The organism is Alkalihalobacterium alkalinitrilicum (genome assembly GCF_002019605.1).
In the GTDB taxonomy this organism is placed as follows: Bacteria; Bacillota; Bacilli; order Bacillales; family Bacillaceae_F; genus Alkalihalobacterium; species Alkalihalobacterium alkalinitrilicum.
The window spans coordinates 2850289-2863151 of record NZ_KV917368.1 but is presented as its reverse complement, the minus strand read 5'-3'; the positions used below and the strand labels follow the sequence as shown (position 1 = coordinate 2863151).

Sequence of the window (12863 nt, the reverse complement as noted above, 5' to 3'; positions counted from 1 at the left end):
TAGAATGTCTAAACGAAAAATTGGACTTCTCGTAATGGCGTATGGAACTCCTCGGAGTTTAGATGAGGTAGAGTCTTACTATACACATATCCGTAGAGGTAGAAAACCTTCTGAAGAAGCTCTAGAAGATTTAATTTCACGCTACGAAGCCATCGGTGGCATTAGTCCGTTAGCAAAAATAACAGAAGCCCAAGCTAAAGGATTAGAAGATGAAATGAATAAACGCTTTGATCACCTTGAATTCAAGGCATATCTTGGCTTAAAGCATATTGATCCATTTATTGAGGATGCCGTTTTGCAAATGAAAGAAGATGGTATTGAAGAAGCGATCAGTATCGTCTTAGCCCCTCATTATTCTACTTTTAGTGTGAAATCGTATAACTGTCGAGCGAAAGAAGAAGCAGAGAAAATTTCAGGTCCTGCAATCTATAGTATTGATAGTTGGTATGCTGAACCTCTTTTTGTTGAGTATTGGGCAAACCAAATCAAACAAACTATGGCTAATATAGAAGATGAAAATTCGGCAGTTGTTATTTTCTCAGCTCATAGTTTACCTGAAAAGATCATTCAAATGGGTGATCCTTATCCAAAGCAACTTCAAGAGACAGCAGATTTAATTGCAAATGCTGCAGGTCTAAAAAACTATACAATTGGTTGGCAAAGTGCAGGTAATACGCCAGAGCCCTGGATTGGACCTGACGTACAAGATTTGACTCGTGATCTTTATGAGAAGTCGAACTACCAATCCTTTATCTATTGTCCAGTGGGCTTTGTCGCGGATCATCTTGAAGTTCTTTACGATAATGATACGGAGTGTAAAGTAATTACAGATGAACTTAATGTAGATTACTATCGACCTGAAATGCCTAACGCACAACAAGAATTTATAAACTGTTTAGCCAAAGTCGTTACTGAAAAGTTAAAAGAGAAAGTACGTGACATCTAGTGAGTAACAGACAGAAAAAAAGAGTGGCTATCGTTGGAGGGGGAATTACAGGTTTAACCATTGCTTATTATCTACAAAAAGAAATAATGAGTAAAGGCTTAGGCTTGGAGTACAAGCTGTTTGAGTCGAGTGAAAAGTTAGGTGGTAAAATAAAAACCGACTATACAAACGGCTTTGTCATCGAACAAGGCCCAGACTCTTTTTTGGCTAGAAAGCAAAGCGCTGCGAGACTAGCAAAAGAAGTTGGACTAGAGAAGGAGCTCGTGTATAACAATACAGGACAATCGTTCGTATTAAAAGATGACCAACTGTATCCGATTCCAGGTGGTGCTATTATGGGAATACCTACAAAGCTAGCACCTTTTGCAACAACAAAACTGTTTTCACCATTTGGAAAACTACGTGCAGCAGGGGATTTGTTTCTACCAAAAACAAGTCTGCCTGGTGCAGACCAATCATTGGGCCAATTTTTTAGAAAACGGTTAGGTGATGAGGTAGTTGAAAATTTAATTGAACCATTGTTATCTGGAATTTATGCAGGAGATATTGATCGACTAAGTTTAATGGCCACTTTTCCTCAATTTCATCAAGTGGAGCAAAAATATCGTAGTCTTATACTAGGGATGAGTAAGGCGACACCGAAGCCTGTTAAACCGACTCAGTCAAGTAAGTCTAGAGGAATGTTTATGTCATTTAAAGGTGGCTTGCAATCATTAGTAGACAGTCTTGAAAACTATTTAGATGAAGATGCGGTCATAAAGGCAGTAGATATTGAGCGAGTCCAAAAAGACGGGGAGAGGTATAAATTAACGTTTTCCAATGGAAATGTAGAGACGTTTGACCGAGTCATTTTAACGACACCCCACGAAGTGACTCAAAAGTTATTAAGAGATTACGATCTTATTATTAATCCGCTAAAGGGAATTCCATCCACTTCTGTAGCTACTATTGCAATGGGTTTCCCGCTTTCGAGCATTAAAGGGGAACTTAAAGGTACAGGGTTTGTTGTTGCCAAAAAGAGTGAATACTCAATCACGGCCTGTACATGGACGCATAAAAAGTGGAAACACTCTGCTCCAGATGGTTATGCGCTCCTTCGTTGTTACGTGGGGCGTTTTGGAAATGATGAAATTGTAGGTGAATCAGATGAAAGTATCCTTGCAGCAGTGCAGAAAGACTTAAAGAAGATCATGAATATAAATGAGGAACCTGAATTTTATAAAATTACACGTTGGAATAAAGCTATGCCTCAATATATGGTAGGACATAAGCAAAGAATTGAGCAGTTAAAAGCTAATTTAGTAGAGGAAATGCCTGGTGTTTATGTCGCAGGCGCAGCCTATGAAGGCCTTGGATTGCCAGATTGTATCGATCAAGGCGAGGTTGTTGTACAAAAAGTGATAGAGATGATTTAACATTCGCATGTTAGCTTTGATAGTTAGCTGTATTAATAAAATAGCTGAATATTCAAGAAACACACGGCATCTTAGTTAACCGTGTGTTTTTCATTTTTGCGAGAATAATGGAGCTTGAGTCCCATTATGGACAAGTAAAAACGTTACTTAACTATATAAAGGAACGCGAGTACACTTCCAATAATAAGAAGCAAAAAGAGGCTCCCACTAAATAATAATGGAAGCCTCCTTGTTTATCCTTATTTTAATAGGTCTTCAAGTTTTGAAGTATCTACGAATCCATCTAAATCAGGATCTTCTTCAATAAAGCTTAATTGGTAAGACGCATCCGCCCATGCTTGAAGTGCTTCTGGGAACGTATCTGTTGTAACAACCATACGCTGCCAAGCATTTTCAAGAACACTTTCTGGTAAGCGTTGCTGTGTTAAATTATAAAGAGTGTCATTAATAGCCTTTAACGTATCTTCAGTATGGTCTTGAGTGTACTGAACAGACTCAATATGCCCTTTTAATACAGCATTAACAATTTCAGGCTGTTCTTCCATGAAACGTTTAGAAGTTACTAATACAACACTTGGTAATGTTTCCCCTAAAAATACATCATTCCATTCAGTCACAACTTTGGCTCCTAATTCTTCAACAAGGTAGGTGCCCCAAGGTTCTGGAGCTGCAGCTGCATCAATTTGCCCTTGTTCAAACATTGCGACCATGTTGGCTGGGGCGATACGTGATTGGTGTTCAACAGTACCACCAAGACGGTTTGATTCAAGACCAATATCTTGAAGCATGATTTCTAACTGAACATTGTGAGTACAACCATTACCTGGTGTACAGAACGACTTCCCGTCAAAGTCAGCAAGTTCTTCAATACCAGCATCTTCACGAGCGACGATTAAAGTAGCTCCATTAGCTGCGGCACTTAATACGACAACATCTCCACCTCTTAAGAAGTAGTTAATGGCAGGACCAGGTCCAACGTAACCGATGTCTAATGTCCCAGCGTCTAGCGCTTCGATAAAGTCATTTCCATTTGGGAAATCTCTAAAGCTAGCTTCAACATCTCCAAGTTCATCTTGGAAAAATCCTTTTTCCATTCCAACAATACCTGCTGCGTGATCTAGATTTGGAAAGTATCCGATTGAGACACTATCGGCTGAGCCTTCACCTGAAGTGTTCCCAGAGCCACAAGCAGCTAGCATCCCAACTAAGGCAACACCTGCAACAGCTTTTAATAATTTTTTCATGTTGTTTCCCCCTATTTATTATTTTGATAGTCCGAAGCGAGTAAGGACTCGTTTTTCTACTCTGTTAAATATTAAATACTCAACCGTTAAACCGATTAATGAAATAATAACCATAATTGCAATAACAAGGTCCATATTGAACATATCTTTTGCATTTAGTAATGTACGTCCTAAACCACCTGTTCCAAGAAGCTCCCCAGCCATTAACGCACGCCAACCGAACGCCCAGGCAAGTCTTGCACCAGTTAAAGCAGAAGGGATAGAGGCAGGGATCATTACTTTCCAAACAAGTTCTGTACGGTTATATCCCATGGTCCGAGCGGCTCGAATTAGAAGTGGTTGAACATTTTTGATACCCATTCTTACATTCATCGTCATCGCCCAGGTTCCACCCAATACTATAATAAAGATAATGGCAAAATCACTACCTGCAAAAAACATAAGCGCAATCGGTAACCATACAATACTCGGAACCGATTGAAGAGCAATAACGAGTGATCCTAATGTATCATCAGCAAACCTCGATCGTGCCAATAAAATACCTAGTGAAGCACCGATAATAATAGCGAGAACAAAACCAATAATAATTCTTTGGATACTTGTTGTTAATGCGTGAAATAATATTCCCGTTTCAAAGAAACCACGATATAGCTGTGTTAACGTTCCACCTGGTGAAGGGAACATCATGACAGAGAAAAATTGATAACTAAGGTTTAGTCTATATGTGATCTCCCAGATTACGATTAGTGCCATAAAGAAGAGCAGCCTTCTTACTATTGTAGTCATCTCCCATTTCCTCCCTCATGACTTTTTCTATTTCACCAGCTAGATGCTCCATAATTTCTTCTTCTAGCTTGATAAATTCTGGACTGGCTTGTTTTCTAGGTCTTGGTATATTTACATCAAATGTTTTAATAATGCCGCCAGGTCTAACTCCCATTAAGACAATACGATCTGATAAAAGGATGGATTCACGAATATTATGGGTAACAAAGAGGATTGTTTTTTTCGTTTCCTCCCAAATATACTGAACTTCTTTGTGTAACATCGAACGGGTTTGCTCATCTAAAGCTCCAAATGGCTCATCCATTAAGAGAATTTTCGGATCCATCGCTAAAGCACGAGCAATGGACACACGTTGTTTCATCCCGCCTGAAAGTTCGTGTGGATAAGAATTGATAAATTTACTTAAATGTACGAGTTTTAAATACTCGATTGCTTTTTGTTTGGCTTCATCTTTTTTCATTTTCTTTTTTAATGCGAACATAACGTTTTCAAGTACCGTCAACCAAGGCATAAGAGCTGCTTCTTGGAAAACAACGCCTCGGTCAGAGCCAGGGCTTGAAATGACACGGTTACTAACTTTCACTGTACCAGTGGTTGCTTGGTCTAGACCTGCAACAATGTTTAACAATGTTGACTTTCCGCATCCAGATGGACCAAGCAAAGATACGAACTCTCCTGATTTTAAATCTAGATTTATATTTTCAAAGACTGTGTAAGCTGTTTTATCATCTTTGTTATGGAATGTCTTACCTACATCTTTAATTTGAACATCAGCCATTGCACAGACCTCCTTTAAGTACCGTATTTTCTAATTTGTGACAAATCATATCTTTTTAGTCGGCTTTAATTATGTTGTTAGTATATGATGGAACTTTTAGTCTGTCAATACTTATATGTATCTTAAATTTCTAAAGGGACTAAGCGTGATTTGCTTGATCCCTGATTGTCATATACATCTTAAAAATCGATTGCCTAGTCCTTAGACTATAACCTTTGTTGTTGGTGTAACTGGTGATGTAACTCATATAAAATAGAATTAATTTGTTGTTCGGTTTGTTGAATTTCTTGCAGAACTTGAGGAGCTGCTGATTTTTCCTCTTCCTTTAATTGTAGCTTTAGTTGGTGAAGCTTGTCTTCAGCTTAAATCATTAATTGAGGATTATCAGCTTTTACTTGTAAAGCCTGTAGTGCTTTTTGTATAGCCAGAATAGACTGGTGGACAGTATCGTTTTGAGGTTGTACCACGGAATTCACTCCTGTCTAATCACAAACTTTTTGTTAGTATGGATGCGTTTAGAAAAGAATATTTCGCACCTTTGTGGATTGAGTCTTTTTACCTAGAAAGGACCATCAGTGGGGGGAGGGAAAACCCTCACTGATGGTCCTTTCACTTTATGGCCTTTGCTTTTTAATTAGTGGATGTAAGTACTCGTACATTTGCTAGTTGGGGCTGAACAAGACCCTTCCGCTTTTCTTTTTTTTAAAATAAAAGAAACATACGTGAATTTTTGCTATACTGTTTAGAGCATAGTAATGATAAGGTGGAGTACAGGTATGGCCAAACCAAAAGAAATTATTAATATTTTGAGTCATTCACGGCATGACTGGTTAAATGTAATGCAATTAATCAAAGGGAATCTTGCTTTGAATCGACCTGAACGAGTTGAAGAAATTATTCATTCTGTCATACAGCAATCTCAAAATGAAAGTAAATTATCTAATTTGAATATACCAGCAGTAGTAGCGGATTTATTAACTTTTAATTGGGAAAACCATTATTATGAACTAGAAATAGAAGTCATTGGTGATGTGAAAGATTTAAGTCATTATGAGAATGTACTGCATGAATGGTGTTCTAATTTAATGAAATTAATCGATCAGTGCTGTGATGAAGGTACAGAAAATCATTTATTAATTACGTTTCAGTTGTTAGAGGACGAAATCAAATTAATATTTGATTTTCAAGGACAGTTTAAAGAAATCTCATCCATTACATCTTGGTTCCAGTCACCATCATCAGAGCTATTTAAGATTACAGAAAAGCAAATTTCTGTTAATGAAATGTTTTTTGTCGTAGCGTTGAAATAATTTAGAGGTGAGAATATTTATGTTTGTAGATAAGGTTAAGGTTTATGTTAAAGGTGGCGACGGTGGAAATGGGATGGTTGCCTATCGCCGAGAAAAATATGTTCCAGATGGTGGCCCAGCTGGTGGAGATGGTGGTAAAGGTGCGGATGTTATATTTGAAGTTGAAGAAGGTTTAAGAACACTCATGGACTTCCGTTACCAAAAACACTTTAAAGCTCCAAGAGGAGAGCACGGGCGTCCTAAGAATCAGCACGGAAAAAATGCTGAAGACTTTATCATTAAAGTCCCACCAGGAACAACTGTTGTTGATGATGACACGCATGAAGTGATTGCTGATTTAACGCAACATGGTCAGCAAGCGGTGATTGCTAAAGGTGGTCGTGGTGGACGTGGAAATACAAGGTTTGCGACACCATCAAACCCAGCACCAGAAATTGCTGAAAATGGGGAGCCTGGTATAGAAAGATATGTATCTTTAGAGCTGAAAGTTCTTGCGGATGTTGGATTAGTTGGATTCCCTAGTGTCGGGAAGTCTACACTACTGTCAGTCGTTTCCGCAGCAAGGCCAAAGATTGCTGACTATCACTTCACAACTTTAACACCTAATTTAGGTGTTGTAGAGACAGAGGATGGAAGAAGCTTTGTTATGGCTGACTTACCAGGTTTGATCGAAGGCGCTCATTCTGGGGTAGGATTAGGTCATCAATTTTTAAGGCATATTGAACGTACGAAAGTAATTGTACATATTATTGATATGTCTGCCTTAGAAGGGCGAGACCCTTATGAAGATTACGTAAAGATTAATGACGAACTAAGACAATACAACATGCGTCTTTTAGAAAGACCGCAAATTATTGTAGCTAATAAAATGGACATGCCTGAATCAGAAGAGAATTTAAAGCAATTTAAAGAAGCTTTACAAGAGGATATCCCAGTTTTTCCTATCTCAGCTTTTACAAGGCAAGGTGTGAGAGAACTATCGCTAGCAGTAGCTGATAAAGTCGATCATACACCTGAGTTTCCATTATATGAAGAAGTACCTGATCAAACGAGAGTATTGTATCGCCATGAAAAGAAAGAGGATCCATTCATCATTACGCGAGGGGATGATGGTTCGTATGTTATTTCAGGAGCTGATATCGAAAAGTTATTTAAAATGACGGATTTCTCTCGTGATGAATCTGTTCGTCGGTTTGCCAGACAGTTACGGGGTATGGGAGTCGATGATGCATTGAGGAATCGCGGTGCCAAAGATGGAGATATCGTTCGTTTATTAGAGTACGAATTTGAGTTTGTTGAATAAGCAACAAGAGAGTCGCCTCTAAAAAGGCGGCTTTTTAAGTGTTTTTTCATTATTTTCATTAACGATTTTGTATCTGTGTTAACCTCAAGTAGGAAAAGAGGAAAGGAATTTACCATTGTCAAAAGGTTCTAACAAATTTATAATGGTAAAATAGCTTTAGAGGGATTGGTGATGGTACGATGTCCAAAGGTATTGAACAGTTTTACCTCGTACGTGAAGATATGTTAACTGAAGCGATGCAAAAGACACTTGAAGCTAAAGAGTTACTAGAATCAGGCAAAGTTAAAAAAATAAATGAAGCCGTAAAAGAAGTAGGACTAAGCAGGAGTGCATTTTACAAATATCGTGATGGCATTTATCCTTTTCATAAAATGATTAAAGAAAAGATTATTACTTTATCAATTAACTTAGAAGATCGTTCAGGAACGCTATCTCAGTTGCTCTCAATTGTTGCTGCTTCGGGATGTAATGTACTAACCATTAACCAAACGATCCCATTAAAAGGAAGAGCGAATATTACGTTAACGATCGATACAGTTACGATGAAAATGGAAGTAAATAAACTTATTCAATCAATACGGGATTTAGAAACCGTTATTAAAGTTGAAGTTGTCGGTTCAGGCTCTTAAAAGAAAGGAACGGTGTAACAAATGAAAACGATAGGATTTTTAGGACCAGCTGGTTCATTTACAGAAATGGCAACTATGTCGATCTTCCCAAAACAAATCCGTAAAGAATTTTCTACTATCCCAACGTGTATGGAAGGGGTATCTAGTGGAGAAGTAGATGCTGCTGTTGTCCCATTAGAAAATGCTATTGAAGGTTCGGTAAATTTGACATTAGACTATCTTATTCATAAACATCAACTGCCAATTGTTGGTGAAGTTAGTGTACCAGTTGAGCAACATTTACTTATTCACCCTAATCATTTAAATGATTGGAAATCGGTTCATTCAATTTACTCACATCCACATGCCATTGCTCAATGTCATGAATTCTTAAGAATAGCTTTACCTCAAGGTGAAGTAAAGTATGCTAATTCTACTAGTGCTGCAGCGAAGTTTGTGATGGAAAATCCGAACTTAAAAGTAGCAGCAATTGGAAATGAACTAGCTGCTAAAACCTATAATCTTTCCATTATTGAAAAGAATATTCATGATTACGAAAATAACCGTACTCGCTTTGTGATTTTGTCAAAAAAACGTGAAGAAATTGTTACACCTTATACTTTAGGGCATAAAACTACGTTGATGATTACATTACCTTCTGATTACTCTGGGGCACTACACCAAGTTTTAAGCGCATTTTCATGGCGAAAGCTCAATCTTTCTAAAATTGAATCGCGTCCAATGAAAACGGGGTTAGGTAATTATTTCTTTGTAATTGATGTAGAGCAAAAGATGGATGAGATTTTAATTCCAGGTGTCATTGCAGAATTAGAAGCATTAGGTTGTGGAGTTCGTGTATTAGGGAGTTATCCTTTCTTTACCATTTCTTCAGCAAAAGTAGAAAAAACAACGCTCTGAAAAAGGTTGATACTAAATGAATCTAGCTCACCAGGTGAGCTAGTTTTTTTAAATTGTATTAAGAAAATTAAACGTTTTTAGTTAGTTTAATAAAAATCCCCTTTGCTTTAACGCATTTACAGCAGCTTCAATATGCTCCATTCGATCGGCTTCGATAGTGTGGAGATGTACTCCTTCAGTTAATTCCGAAAGAAGTACAGCTTTTGTTTCACGCATTTTCTCCGTAAATTGTAAAACGTCATGCCGATTATTTAACATTAAAGAACCGGTTAAATCGCCATAAATAGGGTGCTCTATCATCACATCCCGAACGGTCACACGGTGATCCACAAGTAATAATAGTTCTTCTTCTGTTTCATTTGGATGATGTTTACAGGCAATCACTTGTCTGACTGTTTGTTCTTCATGATTTGGTTTGATAAACATATACCCTTGAGCAGTCGCTATAAGGGGATGATTTCGTGCCTTCAAAATCGAAATGTCTTGAACAATAACTTGCCGACTGACCCCAGTTTTTTCTGCTAAATCGTTTCCTGTAATAGGAGTATTGGTCGATTTTAACCAACTTAATATTAATTTACGACGTTCTTCTCCTAATATTTTTTTCGTTGTCATTTCTTTCCCCTCTTTCTCTTTCAATCTAAAACAAGTTCACTTTAGTACGGTTTTGTAAAATATTTTGGGCTAGTTACGAAAATAATTTTCGATAATATCGTTCATCGCTTTAACTGTAAAACGTATATGCTCTTCTGTTGTTTCTCTTCCAAATGATATTCGGATCATCTCTCGAGCTTCGTCAATTGTTTTTCCAGTTTCGGTCATTGCAATAGATGGTGTAGTTTGTCCTACCTTACAAGCACTTCCTGTAGATATGGCTATACCTTTGCGATTACATTCAAGCATCATAAATTGCCCTTCAATTCCTTTAACTCGAAGACAAAGGTGATGAGCTAAACGATGTTTCGGATGCCCTTCAAGGGTTATTTTTGATGAGTCAATGGACTGTAAAAATAACTGTTGTAACTGTTGAAATCGTTCACTATCGCTGTTCATTGCTCGATGTAAATCTGTTGCGGCAACAGAAAATGCAGCAATCCCAGGAACATTTCCTGTACCTTGGCGAAATCCTTTCTCCTGTGAACTATTTGGAACAATTGCACTCCATGAAAGCTCAGGGGACAAGTATACAGCACCTACTCCTTTAGGTCCATAAATTTTATGGGCGGACATCGTAACAGCTGAAAGGTGAAAATCTTTGACATCGATAGAAAGTTTTCCGAAGGTTTGAACGCAATCACTGTGAAATAATACGTTTTTACTTTTCAATAATTCACCGATAGCCTTCAAATTTTGAATCGTACCAAGTTCACTATTTGCATGGCCAATGGACACAAGTACAGTTTCTTCTCTGATTTCGCTTTCTAATTGTTCAAGCTCTACCACCCCAAACGAATTGACTGGCACAAACGTTATAGAATACCCTTCCTTTTCTAAAATTTTCAATGAATTCAGGACAGAAGGATGTTCAATTTTGGTAGATATAATATGTTTTCCGCGATTACTATTTCCTCGAATTATTGATAGAAGGGATAAATAATTACTTTCTGACCCACCACTTGTGAAGTAAATACCTTCTTTTTCTGCACCGATCATTTTCGCAATATCTTTTCTTGATTGTTCAAGTAATTGATGAGCATATGTGCCGTAGTCATGTAAGCTACTAGGGTTACCGAAATATTCTTTCGCTACTTTTGAGTAGGTCGATAAAGCTTTTTCTGACATTGGAGTCGTAGCACAATAGTCTAGATATATCATTGGTCAAATCCTTCCTTCATGGCTATTTCTTTAATTTCTAATATCTTACACAGATGTAATTGTAAAAAAACTCTTGTCACTAGTTTAAAATTATGTAAAGATAGGTGTCAAGACAGATGTAAATGGCTAAGGAGGTCATTTAGTTATGAAAGTATTTAATTCAGATGTCATTATCGTTGGAAGTGGAATTGCAGGGCTAATGGCAGCTGAACTTCTTTCTTTCCACAAGAATGTGATAATCATCACAAAGTCAGATGTTTCTCATAGTAATTCAATGATGGCTCAAGGTGGTATTGCAGCAGTTATTGATCAAGAAGATGATTGGAGAGATCATTTTTTAGATACGCTACGCGCTGGTTGTCATTACAATAATGAAGATGTTACTGAGCTTCTTGTAAAGCAAGGAGCCACAATGATTGAAAAGTTAGAAACTCTTGGAGTGCAATTTGATAAAGGAAAAGATGGTACGTATTTATTAGGTCAGGAAGGCGCTCATTTAAAACGACGAATTCTTCATGCTGGTGGGGATGCGACAGGAAAAGAATTAACGACTCGCCTTATTACGAGAGTAAAACAGCATGTAACCATTCATGATCATACGGATGCAAGAGATTTAATGGTTGAAAATGGTCAATGTTATGGTGTCGTGTGTTTGGATAAATATCAACAACCCGTTCGGTATTTTGCACCGCATGTCGTGCTAGCAACGGGCGGGGCAGGACAACTCTATTCAGTTACATCTAATCACTCGACAATAACTGGAGATGGTATGGCCCTTGCATACCGTGCAGGAGCACGACTTGCTGATATGGAGTTTGTTCAATTTCATCCTACGATGCTCGTCAAGAATGGAAGAGGTGCAGGGTTAGTTTCAGAAGCGGTAAGGGGAGAAGGGGCTCGTCTTGTTACTGAAGACGGACAGTTACTAATGGAAGGAAAGCATGAACTTGGTGACCTAGCTCCTCGAGATGTTGTAGCAAGAGTGATTTTCCAAAGGATTTTGAAAAATGAAAAAGTTTTCTTAGATATCCGTTCTATTCATGATTTTCAAAAGAAGTTTCCATCAGTGTCTTCTCTTTGTGTTAAAGCAGGGATTCAGTTAGAAAATGGGCTAATTCCCATTGCGCCTGGCGCTCATTTTATGATGGGTGGAGTCGAAACAAATGCTCAAGGGAAAACATCATTAGACGGATTATATGCTATTGGAGAGGTTGCGAATACAGGTGTCCATGGAGCAAATCGATTAGCAAGTAATTCTTTACTAGAAGGAGTCGTATTTGCAAACGAACTTGCTCGAACGATTCTCCATACTGAAGAAACTGTACGACAAACGAAAGTGATGCCAATCGTTTGTCAGGATATGAGCACTGTTCAAGAACTTCCAACAATAAACGAAATACAAGAGATTATGTCCAAATGGGTAGGTATTGTCAGAACAAAAGAAAACTTATTGAAAGCAATAAGATGGTTTGAAAAATATAAATCATTAATTCAGTCTAATCAATATTACCAAATTTCTTCGGAACAACACGTAATCCGCAACATGCTGACGATTGGTTATTTAATTGCAGCTTCTGCACTATGTAGAAAAGAAAGTCGAGGAAGCCATTATCGTATTGACTATCCACTTTCTAGTGACCACTGTTTACTTCAGACGGTTTTTTGTTCAATCCATAAGGGTGAGCCGTATGTGTTAAACAAAAAAGGTTTCGTTAGTAACTTTGTAATATAGGGGGATAA

At 37.7% G+C, this 12863-nt stretch carries 12 protein-coding genes; 7 read left to right on the top strand and 5 right to left on the bottom strand.

The window, feature by feature from the left end; translation table 11 throughout:
• The first annotated feature begins 4 nt into the window (after nt 1-4).
• On the top strand, nt 5-946 hold the full coding sequence (gene hemH / locus BK574_RS13740; RefSeq protein ID WP_078428995.1) for a ferrochelatase: 942 nt from the start codon (nt 5-7) through the stop codon (nt 944-946).
• The gene (hemY, locus tag BK574_RS13735) at nt 946-2361 is read left to right on the top strand and encodes a protoporphyrinogen oxidase (protein WP_078428994.1); all 1416 of its coding nucleotides are present in this window, start codon (nt 946-948) and stop codon (nt 2359-2361) included. The genes hemH and hemY overlap by 1 nt, the downstream gene beginning before the upstream one ends.
• Nucleotides 2362-2600: 239 nt before the next feature.
• Here hemY and BK574_RS13730 read toward each other — a convergent pair whose 3' ends face one another.
• Genes BK574_RS13730 through BK574_RS13720 form a run of 3 tightly spaced genes read right to left on the bottom strand, consistent with a single transcriptional unit; the run spans nt 2601 to nt 5169 of the window.
• Nucleotides 2601-3605, bottom strand: coding sequence for an aliphatic sulfonate ABC transporter substrate-binding protein (locus BK574_RS13730; protein ID WP_078428993.1), 1005 nt, complete (start codon nt 3603-3605; stop codon nt 2601-2603).
• Nucleotides 3606-3623: 18 nt separating this feature from the next.
• On the bottom strand, nt 3624-4391 hold the full coding sequence (locus tag BK574_RS13725) for an ABC transporter permease (protein WP_075387586.1): 768 nt from the start codon (nt 4389-4391) through the stop codon (nt 3624-3626).
• Nucleotides 4324-5169: an ABC transporter ATP-binding protein gene (locus BK574_RS13720; RefSeq protein WP_078428992.1), complete on the bottom strand. Its 846-nt coding sequence runs from the start codon at nt 5167-5169 to the stop codon at nt 4324-4326. The genes BK574_RS13725 and BK574_RS13720 overlap by 68 nt, the downstream gene beginning before the upstream one ends.
• A gap of 776 nt (nt 5170-5945) precedes the next feature.
• Between BK574_RS13720 and BK574_RS13715 the strand changes: the two genes are divergently transcribed.
• The 4 genes from BK574_RS13715 to pheA all read left to right on the top strand — a co-directional run bounded on the left by BK574_RS13715 (nt 5946) and on the right by pheA (nt 9308).
• Nucleotides 5946-6479, top strand: coding sequence for a Spo0B C-terminal domain-containing protein (locus tag BK574_RS13715; RefSeq protein WP_158211656.1), 534 nt, complete (start codon nt 5946-5948; stop codon nt 6477-6479).
• A 19-nt stretch (nt 6480-6498) separates the two neighbouring features.
• Nucleotides 6499-7782 carry a GTPase ObgE gene (gene obgE, locus BK574_RS13710; RefSeq protein ID WP_078428990.1) on the top strand — a complete coding sequence of 428 codons (1284 nt, stop codon included), beginning with the start codon at nt 6499-6501 and terminating at the stop codon, nt 7780-7782.
• 179 nt (nt 7783-7961) lie between these two features.
• Nucleotides 7962-8411 (top strand): ACT domain-containing protein, encoded by a 450-nt coding sequence (locus BK574_RS13705; RefSeq protein WP_078428989.1) that lies wholly within the window; start codon nt 7962-7964, stop codon nt 8409-8411.
• A 21-nt stretch (nt 8412-8432) separates the two neighbouring features.
• Nucleotides 8433-9308, top strand: coding sequence for a prephenate dehydratase (gene pheA, locus BK574_RS13700; RefSeq protein ID WP_075387592.1), 876 nt, complete (start codon nt 8433-8435; stop codon nt 9306-9308).
• 81 nt (nt 9309-9389) lie between these two features.
• On the opposite strand, the gene BK574_RS13695 is transcribed toward pheA, so the two are convergent.
• Both BK574_RS13695 and BK574_RS13690 read right to left on the bottom strand, forming a co-directional pair.
• A complete protein-coding gene (locus BK574_RS13695) occupies nt 9390-9923 on the bottom strand; it encodes a transcription repressor NadR (protein ID WP_075387593.1) in 534 nt (177 codons plus the stop codon).
• Between the two features lie 69 nt (nt 9924-9992).
• Nucleotides 9993-11123 carry an IscS subfamily cysteine desulfurase gene (locus BK574_RS13690; RefSeq protein ID WP_078428988.1) on the bottom strand — a complete coding sequence of 377 codons (1131 nt, stop codon included), beginning with the start codon at nt 11121-11123 and terminating at the stop codon, nt 9993-9995.
• A 145-nt stretch (nt 11124-11268) separates the two neighbouring features.
• On the opposite strand from BK574_RS13690, the gene nadB reads away from it, so the two are divergent.
• On the top strand, nt 11269-12855 hold the full coding sequence (gene nadB, locus BK574_RS13685; protein WP_078428987.1) for an L-aspartate oxidase: 1587 nt from the start codon (nt 11269-11271) through the stop codon (nt 12853-12855).
• Nucleotides 12856-12863: the final 8 nt, after the last annotated feature.

Bases quoted from the DNA above. Each gene is read 5' to 3' on its own strand.
- BK574_RS13720 (WP_078428992.1), bottom strand. From the start codon at position 5,169: ATGGCTGATGTTCAAATTAAAGATGTAGGTAAGACATTCCATAACAAA.
- BK574_RS13715 (WP_158211656.1), top strand. From the start codon at position 5,946: ATGGCCAAACCAAAAGAAATTATTAATATTTTGAGTCATTCACGGCAT.
- BK574_RS13730 (WP_078428993.1), bottom strand. From the start codon at position 3,605: ATGAAAAAATTATTAAAAGCTGTTGCAGGTGTTGCCTTAGTTGGGATG.
- BK574_RS13695 (WP_075387593.1), bottom strand. From the start codon at position 9,923: ATGACAACGAAAAAAATATTAGGAGAAGAACGTCGTAAATTAATATTA.
- BK574_RS13725 (WP_075387586.1), bottom strand. From the start codon at position 4,391: ATGACTACAATAGTAAGAAGGCTGCTCTTCTTTATGGCACTAATCGTA.
- BK574_RS13690 (WP_078428988.1), bottom strand. From the start codon at position 11,123: ATGATATATCTAGACTATTGTGCTACGACTCCAATGTCAGAAAAAGCT.
- obgE (WP_078428990.1), top strand. From the start codon at position 6,499: ATGTTTGTAGATAAGGTTAAGGTTTATGTTAAAGGTGGCGACGGTGGA.
- nadB (WP_078428987.1), top strand. From the start codon at position 11,269: ATGAAAGTATTTAATTCAGATGTCATTATCGTTGGAAGTGGAATTGCA.
- BK574_RS13705 (WP_078428989.1), top strand. From the start codon at position 7,962: ATGTCCAAAGGTATTGAACAGTTTTACCTCGTACGTGAAGATATGTTA.
- hemH (WP_078428995.1), top strand. From the start codon at position 5: ATGTCTAAACGAAAAATTGGACTTCTCGTAATGGCGTATGGAACTCCT.
- pheA (WP_075387592.1), top strand. From the start codon at position 8,433: ATGAAAACGATAGGATTTTTAGGACCAGCTGGTTCATTTACAGAAATG.